Here is a 25,363-nt window from a genome sequence, read left to right as displayed (position 1 = left end):
GTTACCACTTTTTACACTTGTTTTGCATTTTTTTGACATGGCCTGAGGCGTCCAGTAATAGTTTTACAAAAACCATCCTTTATGAAGAAAAGTGTCATATTGCTTGTCCTCCTTTATGCCACCTCCATGGTGAGCGGCCAGAACGAAATTAAAATCGATACCGAGCCCATTGCATTTGGGGCTACCCTGGAAAATGCAAACGATAAACTGGTTCTAAAATCAAAATTCATTATCGACAGGACCCGATGGGCCATTACCTATGAATCCAAAAGTTTGCTAAGCAGCCTTAAGGATGACATCATTTCCGATGCCATTGCGTTCGAGGTCATTGTTTATACCAAATAAGCTCCATGAAAATCAGCTATCAATTTGTAAACAAAAGGCGCATTGTAATTACGCTTATGTTTTTAATGGCTTTCCATTTGTCCTGTCAACCCAAGCTGGACAAAAAAACGGTTTGGACGGTGGCTTGGAGTCCCAACGGAAAATATATTGCGGCCGGTGGTGATCAGGATGAACTACAACTATTTGATGCAAATACATTGGAATTGATCAAAACCTATCCCGTCCAAAATGTACAGTTAAGCAGGTTAAAATGGCATCCCTTTAAAAACATCTTGGCCATTATAACACAGAGCACGACCATAAAAGCAAGGATTCTTGATCTTGACACAGAAACATGGACGGATCTACAGGGCTTGAAATCCGGTTTTCGAGCCTTGGACTGGAATTATTCAGGCGACCTCCTGGCCGTTTCCGAGCTTGAAGATGCGGTATCGGTATATACCGTTGATGGTGTTTTCGTGAGTAGGTTTTTGGCAGACCCAAAAGGGGTTGCCGATCTGGATTGGCATCCATCCAAAGACATCATGGTAACCGTAGGCACACAGATAGGAATCTATACCCAACAGGGCGATACCATTAAAACCTTTGAACCCAGGACTGAAGAAACTTTTTTGCTATGCGTGGAATGGCATGAATCCGGGGATTTTTTTGTGGTAGGAGACTATGGCGACTTAAAAAATGCAGCGAACAAATTACTTCAGTTTTGGAGCATGGAAGGTGTAAAGCGCAATGAAATCAAAGGAAGCATTGGGGAGTATAGAAATATAAGGTGGCGTCCTGATGGAGAAAAATTGGCCAGTGCAAGTGACGCCCTTAGAATCTGGTCCAAAGAAGGTAAACTATTGGCCGAATCAAAATCAACGAAAGATTATTTATGGGGTGTGGATTGGAGTCCGGACGGCAAATTTGTGGTAACATCAAGCAGTGAGGGAAAAATCGTCATCTGGGACGAAAACGCACATATAAGCCAAAAGCTGGACTAGAAATAAGGCCAAAATTCAAAATCCACGGCGCCAATCGGTTCCTTTGGTTTTTGTCCGTTTTAGTGCTGTCTTTACTGCTAAACCTATCTTAAACCTCCGCTATACCTATAGCTTTTCCAATCGCTCTTTTATTTCTTTTAACCGCAACCAATTTTGGTAAAACACCGGTAAGGCCATTACACTTTCTATATACTGAAAAACATAGATAATCAGGGAAAACAAGGCCCCATATGCGATTTTTCCCGCGCTTACCGAGAAAACTATGGAGAGTACCAAAAAGCCCATTAAGACCATCCATGACATTGAAAAATTGAACACCTCCAAATCCGATAGTTTAATGTTCCATTTCATCATTTTTTTTAGATGGGAGGCCAACAGTGTGCCGTTGTTTGTCGATATAACATCTACCTGCTTTTCAAACTCATTGTTATAGGCGCCATTGAAATAGGTAGTTCTCTTTCTGGTCAAAAAATAAATGAGAAAAACTAAAAATGTGGCGCCAAGGCCTACAAGAAATACATGGAGATTCAGGCTCGCAATAATGATGACCACTCCAACCATTCCCACAATGGTGGATATCAACAGGGGAAGGGAATTTTCCAAAAACTCGACAATCTCATTGATCATGCCCAATCGTGCCGTTTTGACGGAAGATCGGTTTTCCTCAATTCCCAAAAGCACTGCACTGCCCAGCCTGCGATATATCCTGGCATAAATTCTTGAATCGAAAAATCTGCGCCCACCCCCGATCAGAATGATCAGGGTGCCCAAAACGCCAAGTTGAAGGGCATGCCCATAGTTCCCCCCTAGCGCATTGTCTATCGCAAAACCAATGAACAGGGGAATCAGCAACTCGATAGCGGATTCGACCAAAATCAGGAAGAATATGAAGATAAGTTTCCACTTAAACTCCAAGAGCACGGACCGTATGGTCACATTTTCGGAATCGAGTCGTTTTCTGATCCCTTTCCAAATTCTTTCCTTATCAACCATATGCCGTCCGTTTAACATGGGACGTTATTTTAACCGTTTCCAGGTTTCGCTATCGGAATAGCCCCATGCCGAATAGCTTATGACCAGGGTATTGCTATCCCTTAATGTAAGGTGGGCCCTTACTTCATAGTTTTTCCCTTCATGGGTAAAAATGAACTTTCCCGTGCCTTTTTCCCTTTCAAATGAGATGTCCTTTATCGCCAATGATTCATGTGCTGCACCACGACCTTTATCGTCTTTAATGTAAGTGGTATAACAAATGGGTCTCCCATTTTCATTTCTAAATTCATACGTTACATACGATTTCTCGTTGTTCTCTTCATACTCCGCTTCCCATTGTCCGGACAATGGATTGTTTTGGGCGGTCAAATTTGTGATTGATACGAATGCCACCACCAAGGCAGTAACAATTTTTAACGCTTGCATACAACTATCTTTTATGGAATTGTGGTCAAAAGTAACCCCGGCGATATACAGGAATGGCGCTCCCTATAATACTGAACATAAAAATGTCCTGAACCATGGGCAAGGCAATTTGGGCATCCGTGGGATTTATATTGGAGCTACCTTTTAGAGGCCTTTTTAAATTCTGTAGGGGTTAGGGAGGTCACTTTTTTGAAGGCCGTATAAAATGCCGCTTTACTATTGAACCCCACATCCAGCGATATGGCAAAAATGGTGTCCGGTTTTGGCATAAGCAGTCGTTTTTTGGCTTCCTCAATTCGAAAACCATTGATGAAATCGGGAAAGCTCATGCCCGAATTTTGATTAATGGCCTGTGAAACATGGTGAATGGAGCTTCCCAACTTTTCAGATAGGGTATTCAATTTTAAGTCGAAATCCAGATACAATTGTTCTTCCCTGACCAAGTTGCTTATTTGAGCAAAGAGTTCGGACGAATCCTTCAAGGAGGACTTTGCATATTTATTTTTGGTTTCCTCCGGTAAATCCTCAAAGTCCCCCGAAAAGGCAAATACGGGAAAATGCATGATGGAATAGGCAAAAATGAAAAAGAAAATAGCGATCAACAACGATTCAAACTTCATGGAGATTTGATAGGTGTCCAAGGTATAACCGTTTACGGATAGGTTGATGAACATTCCCAGTTGTAAAATGACAAGTGCAATCAATATCAATTTGGCCCATCTGTACTTGAGCCTTTCTTCCCTGGTAAGGACCAATGCCATGGGGGCCTTTCTAAACCGATAGAATGCCAGGAAAAAGAAGAAAATATTGAGTAAGGTGACCAAGAGGTATTCCACGAACAACCACTCATCATACCCTGAGGTTTGTAGTGATGCAAAGAACGTATCTATATTTTCATGTTCAAAAAGGGGATAAAAGAAGAACCACCGTAACAAGGTAAGACCGATAACGATAAACAGCCATTTTTTAAAGGCCACCGGTAATTTTATCAATAGGGCAATAAAGTAATAGAACACAAGTCCTACCAGATGATGGAACATATAGGATATTCCAAAATACCAATTGCTTCCGCTCTCGCTCAACGTAGTGTAGTAATCAAATGATACGAAAGCAAAATAAAATACAAGTGTCGCCAAAATATAGCGAAGCCTTTTATCCCTGCCCAGACCGGACTTTCGGAACAAGACAAAAACCAACAATAACACCCCTACGGCTAGGCTCAATAAGGGGGTTATGTTTAAGATATCCATAGGGCAAATGTAGCATTAAAGCCCTTAAAAAATGGAGTGTTCCCTTCAATCGTTATGGCATGTATGTCACTTTATATATTGATTTACAGGTTAAAAAAGGTTGAAAAAGAATGAAAAAACATAGGACGTTTGAATCATTTTCCTGAATCATGTACATCCATTATTAAACAAAGTACAGAATTACCAGGGCATTTATCGTAAGGATAAGTGCCAATAGAAGCACCCAGACCCAAAGTTTGATATGAAGATTCCTGGCGATTCTCACTTCTGCCCACCACCAAACACTGATGTACCCAATCCAAATCCATGTGTTTTCTATTTTATGTAGCAGCATGACGATCATTCCTATCAAAAAAACAATCATAACAGCCGAAAACTTTACGATGTCAATTTTTGATGGTTTCATGTAAGGGTCTTTTACGTCCTCTGCTTCTAATGACATAAAACAGGGAGGGAATCAAATACAGGGTCAACACAGTGGAGGTGATCATCCCGCCAATGGTGACGATGGCCATGGGTATTCTATATTCCGCTCCCGCATCCCCCAGCCCAATGGCATTGGGCAGCATTCCAACGATGATGGCAACCGTGGTCATAATAACGGCCTTCATTTTGGTCTTGCCCGAAACAATGGTCGCATTATAGATATCCATTTTCTTTTTGTGCATCAATTGTTCGGTATAGTCGTGGATCAAAATATCGTCATTGACCACCAAACCCAATAGGGTAATGATGGCCATCAAGGACATGATATTCATAGTGGTGCCGGCAAAATACATGATGACAAAAACACCTATCAACGCCATGGGAACCGTGGTAAAAATGACCAAGGGTTGCCATAGGCTTTCCATTAGCGAGGCCAACAACATGTACATCAATACCAGTGCCAATATAAAAGTGACCGTCATATCGGCTACGGTATTGTCCAATTCCTCCACATTACCGCTCCATTGGAAATCCACACCCGTGGGCAGGTTTATCTCGTTAAACTTGGAATCGATGGCCGCCCTAACATCTCCCAATATATAGCCAGGGGCCAAGGTAGCACTGAACTCGGCGGTTTTTGACTTTTCCTTATGGAGGATTTGGGCAGGGGCAGTTTCATAGAACACCTCGGCCAACTGCCCAACGGTAAACATCCCCGTCGCCGTATGGACAGGGAGCTGTTTGATATCTTCAACCGAGTTCGCCTGTGAAACGGGTACCTTGATGTTGATGTTGTACTCCACATCGTTTTCACTCATCACCGTGGCCTTGATTCCTGTAATGGCACTGCGAATGACCAATGCCAGTTCATTGACCGAGATGCCCAGTTCGGCCAACAAACGCTTCCTGGGCCTGAACTGGACCAAGGGTGGGCCATTTCGCAGACTCGATTCATACGAAATCAGGCCTTCCACATCCTTTAAAAAATCCATGACCTGATCGTTTGCCTTGGACAATTGCGCGGCATCATTGGACTTTAAGGAAAACCCCAGATCGCCGCTTTCCTCAGAATTCACCGTGGCCACTACAGGTTTTATCTCTGGAATCCCCTTGAGGTCATTTAATATTTTCTCGCCAATTTGGCCATTGGACAGCTCGCGTTCCACGCTTTTGTTGAGCTTCAATGAGATGTTGGTGTAATTGGATCCGGTGGTAAAGGAGTTTTTACTGCCCAGCATACTCAATACCGCCTTTACTTCGGGGTAGGCAGCAATCTTTTGTTCGACCAGTTTGGTCAATTCCCTGTTCTTTTCGATGGACGTGCCCGGTTGCATTTCGAGTTCCACAAACAAATCCCCGTTGTCCGATTCCGGTTCGAATTCAAATCCGATTTCCCCCAGCAAACCCATACTCATAATGAAAAAGAAGAACATCACGGCAAACAGAATGATGGGGTTGCGTTTTCTGGACATCAACCTTCGTAATGATTTTTCATACATCTCTTGAAGTCTTTCAAATGATTTGATGATCCAATTGGAAAACTTGGAGGGTTTTGGGTCGTTCCTCAATAAAATTGATGCGAGCATCGGGGTCAAGGTAATGGAGACCAGGAGCGAAAAAATGGTCGCAAATGAAATGGTCAAAGCGTATTCCCTAAAGAATGCACCGACTATGGAATTCATGGAAGCAATGGGTAAAAATACCACCAGGTTGGTTCCCGTGGATGCCAAGACCGCCGTAAACACTTCCTGGGTACCGGTAACGCAGGCCTCTTTTATGGGCAAGCCCTCCTTTTTAAGGCGAAGAATGTTCTCCAAGACCACAATGGAGTTGGAAACCAGGGCCCCAATGGCCACCGCAAAGCTCATCAATGACAGCATATTGAGCGATCCATCAAAGAGCCTCATGGCCAAAAAATTGATAATGAGCGATACGGGAATGGAGATACTTACGATTACCGTGGCCTTGATATTGTTTACAAATAGAAACAAGATCAGCCCTGTAACGAGGATACCCAGAATAACATTTATCATGGCATCGTTCACCGAGCTTTCAATATATTCCGAAGAGTCAAATGGCAAGCTCAGGGTTACCCCTTCGGGCAGGCTTTTTTGAATTTCGGGAACCAGTTCCTTTACTTCCTTGGCTATGGCCACCGCATTTGCCGTACTGCTCTTCTGCACGCCTATGCCCACAATATTGTTCAGTTCCTTTTTTTCAATGCCATCATAAAAAAAGGCATCTTTTTTTGCGGATTGGAAGGTGTCCTTTACCGCAGCAAAATCGGTCAGTTTCCTTTCCCCGTAAGGGGTGGCGATGAAGGTGTTCTTAACGGATCCAACGGAGTTGTATTTGCTCCCGGTCTTTATGATGGATTCCCGATCCTCCCGTACGATATCTCCTCCGGACATATCCACATTGTTCTCCTTTAATTGCGTGGCGACCTCTGTTATGTCCATACCCAAACCATAAAGATTGTTCTTATCGACCTCCACATGGATTTCACGTAATTTTCCACCATTGAACTCAATTTTGGTCACCCCATCGATACGCGAGATTTTATCCTTGATTTCCCGTCTCGATAGTTGGTAAAGTTTGTTGGCATCCACATTTCCGGTGATGATCAGATCCACCACAGAACCACTGTTCATACTAAAAGGGGCCAATAGGGGTTTAGATCGTTTGCGAACGAAAGGCAATTTGGCCTCTTTGGGCAAAAAGGAAACCACCAAATCTATCTTGTTGCGCAGCTCGGCCATGGCCTTGTCCTGGTCTTTGTCCAATTCGAATTGAACAATAATCATGGACATATTGGGCATAGAGTAGGACTGCATGAGTTTTAACCCGTTGATGGTAGCCACTTCTTTTTCAAGTAGATTGGTAATCTCGGTTTCCACTTCCCCAGGGGTCGCCCCAGGATAGTCCGTTATGATGACCATGGCGGGCAGATTCACCTCGGGCATCAGGTTTACCGGTAGTTTTACATAAGACATAAATCCGAAGAGCAATAGTGCCAAAAAGACCATTGACGTGGTAATTGGTCTGGATACAGCGAAATTGGTGACTTTCATAGCTATTCTATTTACTGAACGGTTATCACCGGACTATTTCCTTCCACTTTTTCTGAACCGGCGGTAATCAAATGCTGCCCGACTTCCAATCCCTCAATGATCTGTACCGAAGTTTCATTTCGCTGCCCTATCTTCACGTCGGTTTCAATGGCCTTACCATCTTCGATGACGAATACATAATGCCTGTTTCCGATTTGTTTTAATGACTCCACAGGAATCCAAATACTTGAAAGTGATGCTCCGGTTTCCAACGCAATTGCAACGTGGGTGCCTGCAAACGCTACCCCTTCGTTCTTAAATGAGGCGGTAACCGGAAATGCCTTTCGTTTTGAATCCATTTGGATGGACGTCCTTGTGATCTTCCCTTCGATTTTTTTATGGGAGAGGTTCAAATAGGTCCTTGCCCCTATTGCCATATGGGCAATATCTTGTGGTGTTACATAAAAATTTACCTCTACGGCAGCTGTCTCCGCCATGCTGAATAGGGCTTGTCCCATGTGCACTTCCTCACCAATCTTAATCGGCACCTGTGTAATGATTCCTGAAAAAGGTGCCCTGATGGTGTTCATATTCTGCAATTGCTGAGTGGTTTTGACCAGAACATCCAATTGGGTTTTATAGGTATCAACAGATACCTTTGAAACGGCACCAGCTTTAAACAGTTCTTGCTGCCGTGTATAATCCTGGGCCAACTTGTCCTGTTCAATCCTTGCTTGATCCGCCTGCAATTGATGGTTTAATGGAGGGTATGCCGCAATAACCTCACCGCGTCGTACTTTTTGACCGGGCCTGGCATTTAACTTCGTCACTATTCCTGACTGCTGTGCTACAAAACTTGCCGATTTGGAAAATTGCAGTTCCCCATGATAGATCTTGGTTTCATTGTAAGGCTCCTTTTTTAAGGTGATTGCCTTTACCTTGATCTGTGCTTCCTTAGTGGTTTCCTGTGGGGTTTCCGGCCAATAACAAGCCGACAAGGGTATGCCTGAAACAGCGAACATCAATAAACGTTTTATTGTCTTCATTTTTTGATACTTATTTTTTGGGCGCATTTAGTGTATTCGTCCCGTGATCCTTAACATTTGAAGGTGTGCTATATGTAAATCCAGATAGGAGTTTAACAGCCCTAACCGGGATTGCATGAGTTGCAATCGACTTTCCTTGAATTCGACGGTAGTGACAATACCCAGGTTCAATTGCTTTTTGAAAATTTCCATTTCACTTTCATTCAGCAAGATGGTCTCCCTATAGGTTTCAATATGGGCTATGGCAGTATTATAGTTGCTTTCGGCCGTTCGAAGTTCATTGAGCAAATGTTGTTTGGTCTTCACAAGGTCGAGCTCTGCCGTTTCCCTTTCAATGGAGGCCTTGGCGATTTTGGCCCTGTTGCTGCCCCCGGAAAAAATGGGCATATTGACCCCCAGTTGCACCAAGAACAATTTGTTTTCGTTGGCACTGAAATTAAAATCATTGGCCTGGGCATCGTAATTATATGCTGCGGTCAGATTCAATTTGGGGTACCAAAATTTCTTGTGGAGACTGATTTGCCTTTTGGCAATCTCAACCTCCTTTTTTAAGGTCTTGAGCCTCGGCTGTCCTTCTAGATCCCCCTCATCGGTATAGATGACATTGTTGAGGCTTATGGTTTCAAGATCATCCGTTAGAACGATACGTTCGGTAATGGGTATGTTGGCCAATACTTTAAGGTCGTTCTTTAATTTTCCAAATTGATTTTTGGCATTTTTAAGCGGTGGGAGCGTTTTTTTATAGAAAACCTCAGCTTGTTGTAGCTGTAGGTCACTCACCGTACCCTTACCGTGCAGCTTTTTGATCTGGGCCAATTGCGCTTTTGCCAAACTCGAGTTTTCCACAAGTATGGCCACACTGGCCCTGGTAAATATGGCTTGCCAATACAAAGCGGAAGCCTGGGCAGTAAGTTCATTTTGAAGGTGTTCGTCATGTAACCCACTGATTTCCTCAGCAAGCTTCGTAATTTTGGCTGCGGAAAAAATGGCGGGATCAAATAGGGTCTGGTTCAATGCGGCATTGGCACTGACACTGTTGTTAAAATTGGTCCTTAACCGTGTTATGCTTCCATCAAAATCGTTGATAAAAAGAAAATTTCTATTGAAGTCCCGTTGATAAAACCCATTGACACTCACCTCTGGCAAGAGTGCGGATTTGGCCATCTTGGTTTCCTCCTTTGCTATCAGGACCTGCTTTGCACTCTGCTTCAAATCGATATTGTCTTTTTTTACCAATTCGATATAGGATTGCAAATCCATTTCCTGGGAATGCAATGGGAAAAACATCCATACGATGACACAAAAAACCCAAAAGGGCAAAGGGCGAAATTGATACGTCATTTGCTTCGTTATTTCGTGATGAATAGGGTTGACCCCATCTCTCGAAGCAAATGTAGAATGGTGATATGCCGTATAAGACTTGCCCTATAAATCAGGACAAAATTGTTGATGGTAAAAATGTCTTGAATTGACGGGAATTGTTTTAAATAATGGACAATCCCATTTTAATTGGATTCCGTTTACCCCTGCAAGACTTTTTGTTGATCGGAGCTGTCCTATATTTTATCGACCACGACTTTGTAGGTGGGATCTTCCAATACGTTCACCTCAATAATATCATCGGCATTTTGCAGCAACCGTCTACAATCCTTACTCAAATGCCTTAGATGTACATTTTTGCCCGCCTTACGGTAACGCTCCGTAATTTTGTTCAAGGCCTCAATACCGGACATATCGGCAACCCGGCTTTCCTGAAAGTCGATAATGACTTCCTGGGGGTCGTTTTGCACATCAAACTTCTCTGCAAACAAGGTAGTGGAACCAAAGAAGAGTGGTCCATATATCTCGTAATGCTTCACCCCGCTTTCATCAAGATACTTTCTCGCCCTAATGCGCTTTGCATTTTCCCAGGAATAGGCCAAGGCAGAAATGATGACCCCCAACAATACGGCGACTGCCAAATTATGGGTAATAGCGGTTATTAAGGTCACCAAAACCATCACAATGACATCGGAATTGGGCATTTTCCGAAAGGTCTTAAAACTGGCCCACTCAAAAGTGCCTATGGCCACCATAAACATCAATCCCACTAAAGCGGCCATGGGCAAACGCTCAATTAAGCGGCTCCCAAACATGATAAAAACCAGTAACATTACTGCGGCGGTAATTCCTGAGAGCCTAGCCCTTGCCCCAGAGGAAGTATTGATCAAACTCTGGCCGATCATGGCACAGCCCCCCATTCCCGAAAGAAATCCAGAAAGGATGTTCGCCGTCCCCTGGGCCACACATTCCTTGTTACCACTGCCCCTTGTTTCGGTAATTTCATCAATAATGTTCAAGGTCAACAGGCTTTCAATAAGTCCTACCCCTGCTACTATCCCAGCGTAGGGGACTATAATCCTAAACGTTTCCCAGGTAAAGGGTAACTGCGGAATGGACAATGGTGGAAAGCCACCCTTTATACTTTCCCCTTCCCGCATGGTATCTGCAACGGTCAAGGTGTCAATCCCAAAACCCAGGACAACGGCAGAGACCACCACAATGGCCAATAATGAGGAAGGGATGGCCTTGGTCAACTTTGGGAATCCCCAAATGATCAACATGGTCAATAGCGTTAGGCCCAACATCACGTATAAACTGGAACCGCTCATCAGTTCCCCAGTAGTTTTGTCATAAAAGTTGGGAAATTGGGCCATGAAGATGATAATGGCCAGACCGTTTACAAAACCGAACATGACAGGATGGGGGACCAATCGTATAAATTTCCCCAATCGCAATAACCCTGCACCTATTTGTAATACCCCCGCCAGGATAACAGTCGCAAAAACATAATGTAGGATAGTGGTTGGGTCAATTCCTGGAAAGGTTTCCTTTAGTTCCAGGATCAAACCCACAAAAATCACGGCCACTGCCCCGGTGGCTCCCGATATCATACCGGGTCGGCCCCCTAAGATGGAGGTAACCAATGCCAAAACAAAAGCAGCATACAGCCCGGTCAAGGGTGAAAAACCGGGAATTAAGGCAAACGCAATAGCTTCCGGGACTAAGGCCAGGGCGACCGTTAGTCCGGAAAGCATTTCTGTTTTGTAGTCTACCTTTTGTTTAAAATCGAATAAATTCAGGTATTTGCGCATTGTTTCTTCATTGAAGCCGGCAAAAATACCATTATTCGTTTAATAGGCTAGGAACTGTTTTACTTTTAAATATTTGATAATCTACCACGCGGTCGACCCCAGTAACCTTTCTCCAAGGGGGGTTAATTTGGCCGTATCGTATTTGGTCTGTTCCCAGTTCCGTGGATCTCCCGTAAAAGCATATCCTTCCGGGGCCACCCTGTTCTTCCAGGAGTGGATGCGCCAGTCCCTCATGGCTTGATTGTCCTCTTCGGCAGGCATCATGGAAATGTATTGCGCAATACGCACTTTGTTCCCTGATTTATTGGGACGGATACCATGGGGTTGGGTACTGTTGAAAATGAGCAGATCTCCCGCTTCCATTTTTACTTTAACGATTTTGTCCTCCAAACCTGTCGTATCCGGCTGAAAATGGTCGCGGTCTTCCGGTTGCGTTAATTTCCAGGTATCATAATTGCGGTACAACCACGGAATACATTGAAAGCCACCCATATTTTCATCGGTCTGGTCTGCCAAGGCCAAAACCCCCTGTACATTTTGAGGTCTGGTCTCTGGATCATAATCCCAATGAATAAAGCCTTTTTTGTTTTCCCCGGGCCGTTGTGGAAAATTAAGATTGGCCCGATCAATGGTCACCCATAATTTCTCCGTGCCCCAAATATCCACAAAGGCATCATACACCCGCTGCGCCTGCCTATTGTTCCAAAGGTGTTGGTTATTGTACGCCTCCACCATTCCCGTACCTGTCAACTCCTTCATCTTCATTTCGGCCCTCGGTGCAGCGTACCAGGTCTCTGGGTCGTTCGGATCCTTTTCGTCAAATTCCCAAAGAAAGTCCGCAGTGGTTTGGGCCTGCTCCCTGGGTATCGCATTCTTGATAACGATATATCCATTTTCCACCCAAAACTTCCAATCTTCTTCAGAAAGGACCCTTAACGGTTTTCCATTGCTACGATCGTTCAATTTTTGTTTGCTACTTGTGGCCGTTGAAGGATTTCCAGGAATCTCTTCATGGCCCTTATTTGCCATTTCTAAGTTTACATCTTGCTTCATACCCTTTGTATTTAATTATTTCTTGTCCAAAACTACTTTTCCATGGGAGTGGTTTCAAGAAGTATTTTGACCAAAATTTTCATTTTATTGACTTTTTTGGTCTTATTAATATCTTTTTTTGCTATTTTAATTAAAAATGAAGGTTCAATTAGAAAATATTAGACCGGACGAAGCCTGCTCCTTTAGGTTATTGCACAACCCCAAAATGAACGATCTCTTTTTTTGGCATTTTCATCCGGAATATGAATTGGTCTACATTGAGGGTGCCAGCGGTACCCGACATGTTGGGGAGCATATTTCCAATTTTGTGGATAGTGATCTGGTGCTCATTGGATCGTACGTTCCCCATCTAAATTTTGACTATGGCATTAAAACGGAATACCAAAAAGAGGTGTTGCATTTCGATGCCGATTTTTGTGGCAATGTGCTTTCCAAAATCATTGAGCTTCCCAAGGTTCCAAAGCTTTTGGAACGGTCCCAACGGGGAATGGCATTCTACGGGAAGACCAAGATTGAAATTGGGCTACGAATGAAGCAAATGTACCCCCTCGATAGTTTTGCACAGCTCCTTGAGGTATTTAAAATCCTGGCATCACTTTCGGAAAGCGATGAGTTTGAACTCTTGCACGACCATCCCGTCCTCTCCAATAAAGTCAAAAGCAAACAATTGCGTTTACAAAAGGTATATGAGTTTATTAGTGTGAATTATCAACGAAAAATAAGTGTTGCCGAGGCGTCCGACCTATTGAATCTGGGAAACGAAGCTTTTTGTCGGTATTTTAAAAAGGTCTCCGGTACCACGTTTACCCGCTTTCTAAACCAATACCGTGTAACCCAGGCCAAGCGGCTCCTATTATCCGGGAAAAACATTAACGAAGCCTTTCATGAGTCGGGCTTTGAAAGCCTGTCCTACTTTAACCGGGTTTTTAAAAAGGTTACCGGGGAAAATCCTTCGGCTTTCAAAAAAAGGGTGAGGAACCGAACAACAGAGGTCCCCTAACTATTGAATGGGATTGGGAAAAAGTCCTTTGACCGGTAAAAATGAATTTTGCCCATTCCTTTTAGAGCGTGTTCAGAAAGAAAAATCGCCCCGGGAAAATTCCTCAGGGCGATTTCTAACTAAATAACCAACCAAAAAACTTATTTGTATAGTCGTGGACCAACACGATTCCTTACATTTTTCGTTTACGTTCCACATTCATCTTCTCCCTAGTGGATTTTGTGCGCATTTTCCCCAACTTTCCATTGGACTTTAAATACTGTACAAATCCCCTTCCGGTAAACTCGTACACCGTTTCACTTGCTACATGGTAGAGCTCCACAGTACTATCATCAATAACGTAAAGCTCAAAGTAATCATTGCCCAAGTAGTCATAATCGAGTGTTAAAGTTTTGAGCGTTTCATCGTTTGTATCATAAACCCGATACTGCCCTTCGTAATCCCATTGCAAATTTGGAATGGGGGTCCCCGGCGTGTCCACGGAAGACTGGAAATACCCCCCACTGTCAGGAAAAAATCTTAGGAAATTCTCTTCATCAAATTCATTTACGGCACCCACTTCACTCGTAAAGGTTTTTTCCCATGCTTCAAACTCCTGCAATAAGTAATCGATGTTCTCATAAAAAAGACGGTCATAATCAAAACTTCTACGCTGATACCCATCCAGGAAATACGAGGTATTGGTCCTTCGGTTATAAAGTTCCAATGTACCGTTGTTTACTGCATAAACATCAAAAGTCCAAGACCCGTCCAAATCGTGGGCAATGTCCACTATACCACTTAGAGTGCCATAACTCCCCACATCTATCCCCAAACCATTACCGGTTTTTCCAATCCCTGCAATATTGTTGTTGGCAAAAACAACACCATTGACAAAAGAAAGGGTAAAGGCGCGTTGCAAAAAAGGAATCTCACCATTCCCTTGGGTGGCATTTATGTCCACATACCATAAATCATAGGATTGCAAGGCCTGGTCCGTATTGAAAGGCGACCCCACGATAATATCGTCCTCTAAAATAACTTCGGTATAGCAAGAACTTGCCAACAGTCCAATCCCGAATATTCCGAATAGTAGTTTTTTTGCTTTCATGGGTCCTGGGTTTAATAGTTCATGCCTTATAGAAACCAAGCATCGTGCCAAAAAATGTAATCTTTTGATAATCAATACTTAACATTCACAATATCTTTTCATTTATTTTTGGGGGCATAATTCTATTGTACTCTTAAATTGAAAATAGCGGTATTGGGTGGCGGAAGTTGGGCCACGGCTTTGGTAAAAATGTTGACCGAAAACTTGGAAGAGGTGCATTGGTACATGCGCAGTATTTATGCTGTGGAGCATATAAAGCGGGAAGGACAAAACCCCAATTACCTAAGTTCGGTCCAATTGAATACAGATTACTTAAAACTGACCAATACCATCGACGAAGCCGTTACTGCAGCGGATCTACTTGTATTTGTAATCCCTTCGGCCTTTTTGGAACAGGAACTGGAAAAATTGACCGTTTCCCTGGATGGCAAAACCCTTTTCTCTGCCATAAAGGGCATTGTGCCGGAAACCGGACGTATTGTGGGTGAACATTTTCACCACAAGTATCAAATTCCATACGATAATATCGGTGTCATTACGGGGCCTTGCCATGCAGAGGAAGTGGCTTTGGAACGCCTTTCCTATTTGACCATTGCCTGCTCCGATGGGGAAAAGGCCAATCTTATGGCCCAACATCTAAAAAGCCATTATATCCGCACCAAGATTTCTGACGATATTATCGGAACGGAATATGCGGCCATGCTCAAAAACATCTATGCCATTGCTGCGGGAATTGCCCATGGACTGGGCTATGGCGACAATTTTCAAAGTGTTTTGATGAGCAATGCCATTCGTGAAATGAAGCGGTTTATTGGCAAAGTCCATAAAATGAAACGAAACATCAATAACTCTGCCTACTTGGGCGATCTCCTGGTCACCGGTTATTCCACTTTTAGTCGTAATCGGATGTTCGGGAACATGATTGGGAAGGGCTACACCGTAAAAAGTGCCATGATGGAAATGAATATGGTGGCCGAAGGCTATTATGCCACCAAAAGTGCCCGCCTACTCATGCAGGAATTGGCCCATAAGACCAAAACACCCATCATCAATGCCGTTTACGAAATCCTTTACGCCGGAAAAGACCCGAAAAGGACGTTTAAAAAGTTGACTGAACGGTTGGATTAAGGCTATTCCCGTTCCAATGAAAAGTTGGAATGCAGTTCCAACTCTTCCTCCATTTTTTCGGTAAAGGCCAAAATCTGGGTATCGTCATAGGCATAGGCTTTCCTAAGGTCTTCCAAAACGGGTTTTAAGTATCCACGAACACTGTCAATGTCAAAATACAGTCGTCCTGTCCGGCGGATAAAGAAATCCATGGGGCTGGTCACCATTTCATGTTCCATACCAAACTTGAGTTCCGCACGTATCATCCGCAATGTGGCGTCCTTGTTTTTAAAACTTGCGTAATCGCTTAAAATCCGTTCGGTCTGTTTGCCGTAATTGGTCACCAGGTACCATGCATCGTATTTTGACAAACCATCTTCCTTGATTCGACCATAGACCTCATCGATGTATTTTTTTACCTGCTTATACTTTTTAAAATCATTGCCACATAGGGGAATGGTATCGGTATGGCATTCCTTCACCTCTATGTTATGGTCCTCCTCCAACTTTTTGGTAATGCGGTTGACCACCCGTTCCGCCATCTTACGATAACCTGTAAGTTTCCCTCCTGCAATACTGATAAGACCAGTATCCGAAGTGAAGATTTCATCTTTTCGGGAAAGTTCGGAAGCGGATTTACCTTCTTCATGAATGAGTGGCCTTAGGCCAGCCCAGGAAGAAATGATATCCTCCATTTCCAAATTGATATCGGGAAACATATTGTTAACGGCGGAAATCAAATAAATGGCATCGGCCAAATCCGTGCGGATATCGTCCTTATCCAAATTGTAATTGGTGTCCGTAGTCCCAACATAGGTAATCTTGCCCCTGGGGATGGCGAACATCATGCGCCCATCGGGAATATCAAAATAGACGGATTGTTTTACGGGCAATTTGTCATGTGGAAATACCAAATGGACCCCCTTGGTCAAGTGCAATCGTTTCCCCTTTTTGGATTGGTTTATGGTACGGAGTTCATCTACCCAGGGCCCGGCGGCACTGATAACGTATTTGGATTTTATCGTAATCCCATCCCCCTCCTTGGATAGGACATCTTTTACAACAACCCCGGCCACCTGATTTTCTTCGTATATAAAGTCGGTCACCTTTGCATAATTCAGGGCAACGGCCCCATAGTTTAGGCTCGCCTTTATATTTTCTATCGTCAACCTGGAATCATCGGTCCTATATTCCGCATAATAGCCCGCTCCATTGAGTATTTTCTTGGGAAGCAGGGGTTCCAACTTTAGGGCCTGCTTTTTGTCCAACATCTGCCTTTTGTCATCCCCGGTTACCTGGGCCAAAATATCATATACCTTAAGTCCAATACTGGTCAACCACTTTCCGTAGGAGCCTCCTTCGATAAGGGGCAACAACATTTTTTCGGGCAGCACCAAATGGGGGGCAAGCTTATGCACAATGGCCCGTTCCGAACCTACCTCCTTGACCAGCCAAAAATCAAATTGTTTTAAGTACCGCAGCCCGCCATGAATCAGTTTTGTGGACTTGCTACTAGTTCCAGAGGCAAAGTCGTCCTTTTCAAGAAGCGCTACTTTTAACCCTCTGGAAGCGGCATCCAGGGCAATGCCACCGCCGGTGATGCCACCGCCGATGATCACGAGGTCAAACGATTCATTCTCCAGTTTTTTTAAGGTAGCTTTTCTATTAAGGTTGGAAAAGTAAATGGGGTCCTTCATTTTGCAGCAATTGTTTGAAATTCAAAATTAAGGGGTAAGCTCAGCAAATCAAAAAAATACGGCCCGCTAAGTGCTTTTAAATTCGTATTCACGTTCCACCCTGCAAATTCGCACTTTATACCAGCTATACCAATCGGATTTGCCCCTCTCCTGGGCGTATAGGTGTTCCAGGTTGGCCTTCCAGTTGGCAATGGCCTCCAGGCTTTCCCAATAACTCACTGCAATTCCCAAATTGGAACGGGCGCTCTCAAAACCAAGATACCCTTTTTGCTGTTTGGCCAAACGTTCCATTTGTTCGGCCATTTCGGCATATCCAAAATCACCCTCGGTTCGGGTGTTGGTGAAAATTACGGCATAATACGGTTGTTGCAACTCCATTAAAAGATATACTCCCTTTCTAAAAAATAATTGACCAAAGCTTCCTTCATAAGAACCGTTTGTTCCCCAGACTTTAAGGAAGGAAGGGTTTCCTTCACTTTATAGTGGGGCCAGCCTTCCTCATCATAAAAATCGAATTCATAATACCCATAAGGTTCCAACAAACGACAAATGGCAATGTGCATGAGGTTGACCTTTTCATCTTTCTTGAATTTTCGATGTACCTGGCCCAATTCCTGTATCCCGACCAAATAGATAATTCCATCCAGTTCCAATGGGTCCCCATCCGAAAACTTAGCGGATAATTTATTGACCAAAAGCTCCCAACGTGATTTTAAGCGCATGTCCCTTGCCATAGGTGCAAAGTTACTTTAGTGCGGTGTGCCATAAAAAGGTTTCAGTGAAAAATCCGTTCAAAAACCATTACATGGTCACTTTGTAGTCCCCCTTCTCCGATTTCCAGGGCTACCATGCATCCGCATAGGCTTTTTCTTTTGATGTCCCATAGCAGCCTATCATTGGACTTAAAACCAATGAATTATATTTGCGCAAACCACACTCATGAGCTTTTTGGACATTGTTTTGGGACTTTTATTGGTTTGGGGCCTATACAAGGGTCTTACAAATGGCCTTTTTGTGGAACTTGCTTCCCTTATCGCCTTAATTGCCGGAATTTACGGGGCCATTCATTTTTCCTACATCACTGGAGACTACCTTTCCCAGAACATGGCCTGGAATGATCGTTATATTAAAATCACATCGTTTATTGTCACGTTTATCGCCATTGTCCTATTGGTTCACCTGGCGGGAAAACTCTTGACCAAGATTGCGGATTTTGCCATGTTGGGATTGCTCAATAAAATTGCTGGAGGCATTTTTGGAACCCTAAAAGTTGCCGTTATAGTAGGAGCGCTTTTGATTTTCCTTGAAAAGGCAACCGCTTCTTTTTCCTTTATTAACGAAGAGACCCAAAAAGATTCCATTTTTTACCGTCCCGTCAGGGATATTGGTGCTTTTGTCTTCAGTAAGGTCTTAAAGGACGATACTACCGCCGAGCAGGAATGATACCCATTCGGAATTCCTTTTGACGATCGTTTTTCAACATTCATCCTACTTCATAAAAGCTGATGTTCGACCAATGGCAGTACTGCTTCGGCGAGTGGGGGAAAATAGTATGAAATACCCATTTTCATCGATGAAATATTCAGTGCAATTCATCGATTAGCCCTTATTCTGAAACATTTTGCACATTAACGAAAAAATAAGTTCAGACAAAGAGATTTTCTGGGTACTGCCACGCACATACCTACTTTAGTAACGAATATGAAAGAATTGATAATTAGTTGAGAGCATGAATTTACGTTACGCATTTATTCTTCTTTTTTCCATTTCCTTGGCTTCTTGCAGTACCACTTCGGTTTCAGGGGAAGAAGAATTGTTTGAAAACCAAGCCAAATCCTTAGAAGAAATTACCATAGAACTATCTGCCCAGGAACAGGAACTCTTTAATTTGGTAAACCAACACAGAACAGCAATGGGTATGGGCACCCTTGAGTTTAGCGAAGAAGCTTATAAGTATGCATTGGAACATAATGAACACATGATCGGGAAAGGGGAATTGAGCCATGATAACTTTAGTTCCCGGGCCGCCGAAATAGCCGAGGAAACCGCTGCGGAGCATGTTGCCGAAAATGTGGCCAGAAATTATCCATTGGCGGAAATGGCCTTAGAGGGATGGTTGGATAGCGCTCCCCATAAAGAAACTATTGAAGGGAACTTTACGCATACCGCTTTGAGTATTGAACTGGATACCGGGGGCAATCCCTATTATACTCAGATCTTCTTAAGAAAATAAATTTAGATTTAGGTTTATATTACGTGTTTTAATGGTTTGAAAAGGTCCGCTAGCTATGGCGGGCCTTTTCATTTCTTGGACAAGGTTTTGTAACTTTCCAAAAAATAAGTCATGGCCATACGACCTCCATTTAACTTGAACCAATGGCTTGAGGATAACAAGGATACCCTAAAACCACCGGTAGGCAATAAAAATCTTTATAAGGATGCCGGAGATTATATTGTTATGGTAGTTGCGGGACCAAATGCCCGAAAGGATTATCATTACAATGAAACCGAAGAACTTTTTTATCAGTTGGAAGGTACCATTGAAGTTCATATTCAGGAAGACGGAAAAAAGAAAACCATGGAACTTGGACCTGGCGATATGTACCTACATCCTGCCAAAGTTCCCCATTCCCCGGTACGGCATGAAGGTTCCATTGGTTTGGTCATAGAACGAAAAAGGGACCATATGCAGGTAGACGATGGACTCCTATGGTTCTGTGACAACTGCAATCACAAACTCTACGAGGCCTATTTTACCTTACATGATATTGAAAAGGACTTTTTGAAACATTTCAAACATTTTTATGGGTCCAAGGAACTTAGAACCTGTGACAATTGTGGTACGGTAATGCCCACGGATAAACGCTTTATAGAAGAAGGATAATGGTACTTGTTGCAAAGATTATTGTAGTTGTAGTAGCCTTGCTACATTTTTATTTCCTTTGGTTGGAAATGTTCGCTTGGACCACCAGGGGCCCAAAAGTGTTTAAAAAATTTCCGAAGGAACTCTTTGAACCTACAAAATCCATGGCCGCCAACCAAGGGCTGTACAATGGTTTCCTTGTTGCCGGTCTTGTTTGGTCACTCCTTATTGAAGACCCCGATTGGTCCAGGAACATAGCGCTCTTTTTTTTGGGCTGTGTTGTCGTAGCCGGGATTTATGGTGCCCTAAGCGTATCCAAAAAAATATTCTATATCCAAGGATTACCCGCCCTACTGGGTATAGTCGCATTTTTGCTTTCCGTTTAAGGATGAACACTTTTAATCTTTGTAATTTTGTTGGAATTTCAACAAAATCGCACTAAAAAGTTACAAATGGCAGAAACAGCTACGGCCTTTGGTATTCATGAGGCATTGGAAATCCTAGGGGTAAAGGAAATCAATCAGGGAACTTCGACTGGAATGGAGGCTTTTGGTTCAGGAGAAACCATCGCTTCATTCTCTCCCGTTGATGGTTCCATCATTGGAAAGGTCACCACTACCACGGAAGCGGATTATGAAAAAGTAATGGAAGCTGCAGGTGCCGCCTTTAGAAGTTGGCGATTACTTCCTGCGCCCCAAAGAGGTGAAATAGTCCGACAATTTGGAGATAAGTTGCGGGAAGTAAAGGAACCCTTGGGAAAGCTGGTTTCCTTTGAAATGGGCAAATCCTATCAAGAAGGATTGGGAGAGGTACAGGAGATGATAGACATTTGTGACTTCGCAGTTGGCCTGTCCAGGCAATTGCATGGGTTGACCATGCATTCCGAACGTCCCGGACACCGAATGTACGAACAATACCACCCCCTGGGAATAGTGGGCATTATTTCGGCCTTTAATTTCCCCGTTGCCGTATGGTCCTGGAATACGGCCCTTGCATGGATTTGTGGGGATGTCTGTGTATGGAAGCCTTCTGAAAAGACCCCCTTGTGCGGTATTGCCTGTCAAAATATTATTGCAGAAGTACTTAAGACCAATAACCTGCCAGAAGGGATTTCCTGTTTGATCAACGGAGATTACCGCGTTGGGGAGTTCATGACCCATGATAAAAGAATTCCCTTGATTTCCGCAACGGGCTCCATTCGTATGGGCAAAATAGTGGCCCAGGCCGTGGCGGCAAGACTGGGAAAGTCACTTTTGGAACTGGGAGGCAACAATGCCATTATAGTTACTCCGGATGCGGACATCAAAATGACAATCATTGGTGCTGTTTTCGGGGCGGTAGGAACCGCCGGACAACGTTGTACTTCCACAAGGCGGTTAATCGTCCATGAGTCCATTTATGAGCAAGTTAAAAACGCTTTGGTCGATGCTTACCAACAACTGAGGATAGGCAATCCATTGGACGAGAACAACCATGTTGGCCCCTTAATAGACACCGCTGCCGTTTCCCTTTATGAAAAGGCTTTGGAAAAAGCACGGTCCGAAGGGGGCAGGCTATTGATGGAAGGTGGCGTTTTAACAGGTGATGGCTACGAAAGTGGGTGTTATGTAAAACCGGCAATCGTAGAAGCCAACAACGCTTTTGACATTGTTCAGGAGGAAACCTTTGCTCCCATATTATACTTATTAAAGTATTCCGGGGAAGTTGAAAATGCCATTGCCCAACAAAATGATGTGGTCCAAGGACTTTCTTCCGCCATTATGACCAACAATTTAAGGGAAGCGGAACGTTTTCTATCGGTGGCCGGTAGTGATTGTGGAATCGCCAACGTTAACATAGGAACCTCGGGAGCCGAAATTGGAGGGGCCTTTGGTGGGGAGAAGGAAACTGGAGGTGGTCGTGAAAGTGGTTCGGATGCTTGGAAGATTTACATGAGAAGACAGACCAATACCATAAATTATACCACAGCACTTCCTTTGGCGCAAGGAATAAAGTTCGACCTATAAAAAAACCGCTGCCTAAAGAAGTGCAACGGTTTTAAACCAACTTAACTAACTCAAACTTAAATATCGTAAACCCTATTTCAATGCCGGAACCTTGTCGGGAGAAATAGGGTACTTACCTAGTTCTATGCTTCAAATTTCCCATTATTTTGTTTTACCTCAATACGCAACCTTATCGCTTGCACATAATACTGTATAATTGGTAAAATTTGTTCCGTTTTTAGCTTTATGTACATACGGTACAATAATGCTAACTGGTTGATACAATGCTGTTTTTTAAGTTTTTCCTTAGAAAAAATTAACATTCTCCGCTGCTTTTTTAATAAATTGTAGATTTAAACACCTATTCCATTAACGATGACGTGAAAGCTATCCCATGCCATTGGGGTTGCCATTCCCTTATTGATAGGGGTATTTCCTTATTTCGGGCTTTGTAGTAATTACCGTTAATACGTGTGTAACATAAGAGTGTCGAGGAAGCATCGCTTTCCAACAAATCACTGCTAACAAAAAACATGGAAAAATGAACTTTGATACGATCTGGTACTGGTTGATTGCCATTGTAATTGGTGTCCTATGTGCCTTTATAGGATATGCATTGGGCAAAAGAAAAAGAGATGTAATTGACAGTTCCAAAGCGATAAAGGCTTTGGAGGATGAAAACAAAAAATTAAAGGCCGATTTGGAGGCCTGTAACAAAAGGATATCGGAGACACCAAGGGCAAAAATGGAAAGGTCATCCCTTACCGCAGCTACCCACGAATTTCCCTTTGATGCTACTGCCGCCAAAGCAGTTTTCGGTAAACGTATTAAACAAGATGACTTAAAAATTGTGGAGGGCATTGGTCCAAAAATTGAAGGGCTGTTCCACAATTTTGGCATAAAGACATGGAAAGCATTGTCCGAAGTCACCGTAAACAAATGTCAGGAAGTATTGAATTCCGGGGGCAAACGCTATCGGATCCATGATCCATCCTCATGGCCAATGCAAGCTAGAATGGCCCATGAGGGCAAATGGAAAGAATTGATGAGATGGCAGGACGAACATAAGTCCGGAAAGTTTTAAAGCCTTTCATCCCTTGGAAACCGGCAAATACCGCCTTCAGTTTCTACCTCGCTCCCCCGCATAAAACGTATGGACGGGGTCACTTTGCCAATATTCCTTGGTATCCACATCCATTATGGTCAACGGTCCCTTAAATGCCGCACCAGTGTCCACATTCCAGACATTGGCCGCATTTTTGGGAATGGCATGTCCTGTTTTGGACAAGGGGGTATGACCAATGAATATTTCCGCATAGTGGGTAAACCGCATAGGATAATTCGTATCACCAGGGGACAATTTGGGGTTTAGTGCTTTAGCCAACTCCCAGAGTGTTCGGTCCCAATAGAAAAGCTGTTCAAAATACTCGTATGCAACCCCTTTTAAATTAGTGAAACCCGCATGTAAATAGAGCCGGTTATTTTCATCCAAAAAGTAGTTTTCCATATTTTCAAAAAACTCCAGATGCATATCCCACTTTTCCCGTCCAGCTTTCAAATAGGATTCGCGTGTTGCTTGACCTCCATGGGCCAACCATTGGGGATTTTCTTCACCGCTAATCATCCATTCCTTGCAAAGCTCATCATGGTTTCCCCTTATGAAAGTACAATGATGACTTTTATTCAATGCTATTAAAAATTCAACGGTTTCAAAGGCCTCACTCCATGAATCCACATAGTCCCCCAAAAAAATAAGATGGTCTTTCGGGGATACATTGGCTTTGTGCAAAAGCTGTTTCAAAGCCCTAAGTCCAGAATGCAAGTCTCCAATAACAAATCTCCTCATGTCAAATTTTTGGCAATTATAGGAACTTATCCGGCTTTCTACCCTAATTTAAAGTAAAGTTTTATCCAACTCCGATCCCTTTAAATTTCTATGTACCTTTCCTTATTAATTTTACGGAAGCAATGACTAAGGTTTTTTGTATAGGGGAACTCCTGATCGACTTTGTGGGTGAAAACCAAGGAAGTGATTTGTCAAAAGCAAATGATTTTACCAAAAAAGCGGGAGGGGCCCCCGCCAATGTGGCCTGCGCCATTTCCAAACTAGGCGGAAAAAGTTGTTTTATTGGTTGTGTGGGCAAGGACCCTTTTGGTTCTTTTCTTCTAAACGTCCTTAAAGATGGAAATGTGGATATTTCCATGGCCCAACGTTCCAAAACATTTACCACCCTGGCTTTTGTCTCCTTGGCCGAAGATGGTGAACGCGATTTTGTTTTTAGCCGTGGGGCCGATAAGGAACTCAAGTACGATTCGAGTATCAAAAAAATATTCCATAAAAATTTGGTTCATTTTGGGGCGGCTACGGCACTACTTGGTGGTTCTTTGGAAATAGCCTATAACCACTATCTTTTTGATGCCCTTACCCAAAATTCCTTCATAAGTTTTGACCCCAATTTTAGAGGGGATCTCTGGAAGGACAATGAATCCCATTTTATCAAAAAATGCCTTCCCTATGTGGAAAAATCACATTTGTGTAAGTTTAGCTTGGAGGAAGCCCAGTTATTGTCCGGGAAAGAAGACCTTAAGGAAGCAAGTGGGTACCTTCATGAGGTAGGGGCAAAAATCATAGTCATTACCCTTGGTAAGGACGGTACGTATTTAAGTATGGATGGATTTTCCACCTTGGTACCGAGCATTAAAGTTTCTCCCGTGGATACCACTGGAGCGGGGGATGCCTTTATTGGATGTCTTCTCTATCAGATTGCGGAATTGAATGATTTCAACACCATATTCCGGGACAATGACCTTTTGGTACAAATGATAGAAAAGGCCAATAAGGCGGGAGCTTTAACGACTACAAAATATGGGGCCATTGTGGCCTTGCCAACTTGGGAAGAAATAGCCTAAGGAAA

Annotated in this window: 25 protein-coding genes; 11 read left to right on the top strand and 14 right to left on the bottom strand. The window is 43.3% G+C overall.

What is annotated here, in order from left to right:
• Nucleotides 1-81 precede the first annotated feature (81 nt).
• Complete coding sequence (locus L0P88_RS11635) at nt 82-345, top strand: hypothetical protein (protein ID WP_247134734.1); 264 nt, start codon at nt 82-84, stop codon at nt 343-345.
• A gap of 5 nt (nt 346-350) precedes the next feature.
• Nucleotides 351-1,328 (top strand): WD40 repeat domain-containing protein, encoded by a 978-nt coding sequence (locus L0P88_RS11630; RefSeq protein WP_247134733.1) that lies wholly within the window; start codon nt 351-353, stop codon nt 1,326-1,328.
• Nucleotides 1,329-1,433: 105 nt separating this feature from the next.
• Here the strand turns inward: L0P88_RS11630 and L0P88_RS11625 are convergent, their stop codons facing one another.
• From L0P88_RS11625 to L0P88_RS11585, 9 genes are all read right to left on the bottom strand, one after another.
• On the bottom strand, nt 1,434-2,321 hold the full coding sequence (locus L0P88_RS11625; protein ID WP_247134732.1) for an ABC transporter six-transmembrane domain-containing protein: 888 nt from the start codon (nt 2,319-2,321) through the stop codon (nt 1,434-1,436).
• Between the two features lie 24 nt (nt 2,322-2,345).
• Entirely contained in the window at nt 2,346-2,747 is a 402-nt protein-coding gene (locus L0P88_RS11620) for a hypothetical protein (RefSeq protein ID WP_247134731.1), read from the bottom strand.
• Between the two features lie 137 nt (nt 2,748-2,884).
• Nucleotides 2,885-3,997 (bottom strand): helix-turn-helix domain-containing protein, encoded by a 1,113-nt coding sequence (locus L0P88_RS11615; protein ID WP_247134730.1) that lies wholly within the window; start codon nt 3,995-3,997, stop codon nt 2,885-2,887.
• Nucleotides 3,998-4,160: 163 nt separating this feature from the next.
• Entirely contained in the window at nt 4,161-4,403 is a 243-nt protein-coding gene (locus L0P88_RS11610) for a hypothetical protein (RefSeq protein ID WP_247134729.1), read from the bottom strand.
• Entirely contained in the window at nt 4,384-7,494 is a 3,111-nt protein-coding gene (locus tag L0P88_RS11605) for an efflux RND transporter permease subunit (RefSeq protein ID WP_247134728.1), read from the bottom strand. The genes L0P88_RS11610 and L0P88_RS11605 overlap by 20 nt, the downstream gene beginning before the upstream one ends.
• An 11-nt stretch (nt 7,495-7,505) precedes the next feature.
• Nucleotides 7,506-8,519 carry an efflux RND transporter periplasmic adaptor subunit gene (locus L0P88_RS11600; protein WP_247134727.1) on the bottom strand — a complete coding sequence of 338 codons (1,014 nt, stop codon included), beginning with the start codon at nt 8,517-8,519 and terminating at the stop codon, nt 7,506-7,508.
• Nucleotides 8,520-8,546: 27 nt separating this feature from the next.
• Nucleotides 8,547-9,860 (bottom strand): TolC family protein, encoded by a 1,314-nt coding sequence (locus L0P88_RS11595; RefSeq protein WP_247134726.1) that lies wholly within the window; start codon nt 9,858-9,860, stop codon nt 8,547-8,549.
• Between the two features lie 215 nt (nt 9,861-10,075).
• Nucleotides 10,076-11,653 (bottom strand): SulP family inorganic anion transporter, encoded by a 1,578-nt coding sequence (locus tag L0P88_RS11590; RefSeq protein WP_247134725.1) that lies wholly within the window; start codon nt 11,651-11,653, stop codon nt 10,076-10,078.
• 81 nt (nt 11,654-11,734) lie between these two features.
• Nucleotides 11,735-12,706, bottom strand: a complete 972-nt coding sequence (locus L0P88_RS11585) for a phytanoyl-CoA dioxygenase family protein (protein ID WP_247134724.1) — start codon at nt 12,704-12,706, stop codon at nt 11,735-11,737.
• 136 nt (nt 12,707-12,842) lie between these two features.
• Here L0P88_RS11585 and L0P88_RS11580 point away from each other — a divergent pair, with 136 nt between their 5' ends.
• Complete coding sequence (locus L0P88_RS11580; protein WP_247134723.1) at nt 12,843-13,706, top strand: helix-turn-helix domain-containing protein; 864 nt, start codon at nt 12,843-12,845, stop codon at nt 13,704-13,706.
• 172 nt (nt 13,707-13,878) lie between these two features.
• On the opposite strand, the gene L0P88_RS11575 is transcribed toward L0P88_RS11580, so the two are convergent.
• On the bottom strand, nt 13,879-14,796 hold the full coding sequence (locus L0P88_RS11575) for a nicotinic acid mononucleotide adenyltransferase (protein ID WP_247134722.1): 918 nt from the start codon (nt 14,794-14,796) through the stop codon (nt 13,879-13,881).
• Between the two features lie 138 nt (nt 14,797-14,934).
• On the opposite strand from L0P88_RS11575, the gene L0P88_RS11570 reads away from it, so the two are divergent.
• Complete coding sequence (locus tag L0P88_RS11570) at nt 14,935-15,924, top strand: NAD(P)H-dependent glycerol-3-phosphate dehydrogenase (protein ID WP_281499731.1); 990 nt, start codon at nt 14,935-14,937, stop codon at nt 15,922-15,924.
• A gap of 2 nt (nt 15,925-15,926) precedes the next feature.
• On the opposite strand, the gene L0P88_RS11565 is transcribed toward L0P88_RS11570, so the two are convergent.
• The 3 genes from L0P88_RS11565 to L0P88_RS11555 form a co-directional block, all read right to left on the bottom strand.
• Entirely contained in the window at nt 15,927-17,600 is a 1,674-nt protein-coding gene (locus tag L0P88_RS11565) for a glycerol-3-phosphate dehydrogenase/oxidase (protein ID WP_247134721.1), read from the bottom strand.
• A 66-nt stretch (nt 17,601-17,666) separates the two neighbouring features.
• Nucleotides 17,667-17,978, bottom strand: a complete 312-nt coding sequence (locus L0P88_RS11560; protein WP_247134720.1) for an antibiotic biosynthesis monooxygenase family protein — start codon at nt 17,976-17,978, stop codon at nt 17,667-17,669.
• Nucleotides 17,978-18,334 carry a hypothetical protein gene (locus L0P88_RS11555; protein ID WP_247134719.1) on the bottom strand — a complete coding sequence of 119 codons (357 nt, stop codon included), beginning with the start codon at nt 18,332-18,334 and terminating at the stop codon, nt 17,978-17,980. Before L0P88_RS11555 ends, L0P88_RS11560 begins: the two co-directional genes overlap by 1 nt.
• Before the next feature lie 205 nt (nt 18,335-18,539).
• On the opposite strand from L0P88_RS11555, the gene L0P88_RS11550 reads away from it, so the two are divergent.
• The 6 genes from L0P88_RS11550 (at nt 18,540) to L0P88_RS11525 (ending at nt 23,532) form a co-directional block, all read left to right on the top strand.
• Nucleotides 18,540-19,043 carry a CvpA family protein gene (locus tag L0P88_RS11550; RefSeq protein WP_247134718.1) on the top strand — a complete coding sequence of 168 codons (504 nt, stop codon included), beginning with the start codon at nt 18,540-18,542 and terminating at the stop codon, nt 19,041-19,043.
• A gap of 286 nt (nt 19,044-19,329) precedes the next feature.
• Nucleotides 19,330-19,833, top strand: coding sequence for a CAP domain-containing protein (locus L0P88_RS11545; RefSeq protein WP_247134717.1), 504 nt, complete (start codon nt 19,330-19,332; stop codon nt 19,831-19,833).
• 111 nt (nt 19,834-19,944) lie between these two features.
• Nucleotides 19,945-20,484 (top strand): 3-hydroxyanthranilate 3,4-dioxygenase, encoded by a 540-nt coding sequence (locus tag L0P88_RS11540; protein WP_158776037.1) that lies wholly within the window; start codon nt 19,945-19,947, stop codon nt 20,482-20,484.
• Nucleotides 20,484-20,849 carry a DUF1304 domain-containing protein gene (locus tag L0P88_RS11535; RefSeq protein WP_247134716.1) on the top strand — a complete coding sequence of 122 codons (366 nt, stop codon included), beginning with the start codon at nt 20,484-20,486 and terminating at the stop codon, nt 20,847-20,849. The genes L0P88_RS11540 and L0P88_RS11535 overlap by 1 nt, the downstream gene beginning before the upstream one ends.
• A gap of 66 nt (nt 20,850-20,915) precedes the next feature.
• The gene (locus L0P88_RS11530; RefSeq protein ID WP_247134715.1) at nt 20,916-22,469 is read left to right on the top strand and encodes an aldehyde dehydrogenase family protein; all 1,554 of its coding nucleotides are present in this window, start codon (nt 20,916-20,918) and stop codon (nt 22,467-22,469) included.
• Between the two features lie 520 nt (nt 22,470-22,989).
• Nucleotides 22,990-23,532, top strand: coding sequence for a hypothetical protein (locus L0P88_RS11525; RefSeq protein WP_247134714.1), 543 nt, complete (start codon nt 22,990-22,992; stop codon nt 23,530-23,532).
• 36 nt (nt 23,533-23,568) lie between these two features.
• On the opposite strand, the gene L0P88_RS11520 is transcribed toward L0P88_RS11525, so the two are convergent.
• Nucleotides 23,569-24,294: a metallophosphoesterase gene (locus tag L0P88_RS11520; protein WP_247134713.1), complete on the bottom strand. Its 726-nt coding sequence runs from the start codon at nt 24,292-24,294 to the stop codon at nt 23,569-23,571.
• A 122-nt stretch (nt 24,295-24,416) separates the two neighbouring features.
• On the opposite strand from L0P88_RS11520, the gene L0P88_RS11515 reads away from it, so the two are divergent.
• Nucleotides 24,417-25,358, top strand: coding sequence for a carbohydrate kinase family protein (locus tag L0P88_RS11515; protein WP_247134712.1), 942 nt, complete (start codon nt 24,417-24,419; stop codon nt 25,356-25,358).
• The last annotated feature ends 5 nt before the right edge of the window (nt 25,359-25,363 follow it).

Source organism: Muricauda sp. SCSIO 64092, from assembly GCF_023016285.1.
In the GTDB taxonomy this organism is placed as follows: domain Bacteria; phylum Bacteroidota; class Bacteroidia; order Flavobacteriales; family Flavobacteriaceae; genus Croceivirga.
Note: the sequence above shows the minus strand (reverse complement) of the source record. Positions and strands in the feature narration are given on the sequence as shown.

Coding starts and splice junctions, on each gene's coding strand:
- L0P88_RS11560 (WP_247134720.1), bottom strand. CDS start 17,978: ATGGAGTTGCAACAACCGTATTATGCCGTAATTTTCACCAACACCCGA.
- L0P88_RS11525 (WP_247134714.1), top strand. CDS start 22,990: ATGAACTTTGATACGATCTGGTACTGGTTGATTGCCATTGTAATTGGT.
- L0P88_RS11595 (WP_247134726.1), bottom strand. CDS start 9,860: ATGACGTATCAATTTCGCCCTTTGCCCTTTTGGGTTTTTTGTGTCATC.
- L0P88_RS11555 (WP_247134719.1), bottom strand. CDS start 18,334: ATGGCAAGGGACATGCGCTTAAAATCACGTTGGGAGCTTTTGGTCAAT.
- L0P88_RS11530 (WP_247134715.1), top strand. CDS start 20,916: ATGGCAGAAACAGCTACGGCCTTTGGTATTCATGAGGCATTGGAAATC.
- L0P88_RS11605 (WP_247134728.1), bottom strand. CDS start 7,494: ATGAAAGTCACCAATTTCGCTGTATCCAGACCAATTACCACGTCAATG.
- L0P88_RS11550 (WP_247134718.1), top strand. CDS start 18,540: ATGAGCTTTTTGGACATTGTTTTGGGACTTTTATTGGTTTGGGGCCTA.
- L0P88_RS11520 (WP_247134713.1), bottom strand. CDS start 24,294: ATGAGGAGATTTGTTATTGGAGACTTGCATTCTGGACTTAGGGCTTTG.
- L0P88_RS11515 (WP_247134712.1), top strand. CDS start 24,417: ATGACTAAGGTTTTTTGTATAGGGGAACTCCTGATCGACTTTGTGGGT.
- L0P88_RS11565 (WP_247134721.1), bottom strand. CDS start 17,600: ATGAAGGACCCCATTTACTTTTCCAACCTTAATAGAAAAGCTACCTTA.
- L0P88_RS11590 (WP_247134725.1), bottom strand. CDS start 11,653: ATGCGCAAATACCTGAATTTATTCGATTTTAAACAAAAGGTAGACTAC.
- L0P88_RS11545 (WP_247134717.1), top strand. CDS start 19,330: ATGAATTTACGTTACGCATTTATTCTTCTTTTTTCCATTTCCTTGGCT.
- L0P88_RS11615 (WP_247134730.1), bottom strand. CDS start 3,997: ATGGATATCTTAAACATAACCCCCTTATTGAGCCTAGCCGTAGGGGTG.
- L0P88_RS11600 (WP_247134727.1), bottom strand. CDS start 8,519: ATGAAGACAATAAAACGTTTATTGATGTTCGCTGTTTCAGGCATACCC.
- L0P88_RS11630 (WP_247134733.1), top strand. CDS start 351: ATGAAAATCAGCTATCAATTTGTAAACAAAAGGCGCATTGTAATTACG.
- L0P88_RS11585 (WP_247134724.1), bottom strand. CDS start 12,706: ATGAAGCAAGATGTAAACTTAGAAATGGCAAATAAGGGCCATGAAGAG.
- L0P88_RS11620 (WP_247134731.1), bottom strand. CDS start 2,747: ATGCAAGCGTTAAAAATTGTTACTGCCTTGGTGGTGGCATTCGTATCA.
- L0P88_RS11635 (WP_247134734.1), top strand. CDS start 82: ATGAAGAAAAGTGTCATATTGCTTGTCCTCCTTTATGCCACCTCCATG.
- L0P88_RS11580 (WP_247134723.1), top strand. CDS start 12,843: ATGAAGGTTCAATTAGAAAATATTAGACCGGACGAAGCCTGCTCCTTT.
- L0P88_RS11575 (WP_247134722.1), bottom strand. CDS start 14,796: ATGAAAGCAAAAAAACTACTATTCGGAATATTCGGGATTGGACTGTTG.
- L0P88_RS11540 (WP_158776037.1), top strand. CDS start 19,945: ATGGCCATACGACCTCCATTTAACTTGAACCAATGGCTTGAGGATAAC.
- L0P88_RS11610 (WP_247134729.1), bottom strand. CDS start 4,403: ATGAAACCATCAAAAATTGACATCGTAAAGTTTTCGGCTGTTATGATT.
- L0P88_RS11535 (WP_247134716.1), top strand. CDS start 20,484: ATGGTACTTGTTGCAAAGATTATTGTAGTTGTAGTAGCCTTGCTACAT.
- L0P88_RS11625 (WP_247134732.1), bottom strand. CDS start 2,321: ATGGTTGATAAGGAAAGAATTTGGAAAGGGATCAGAAAACGACTCGAT.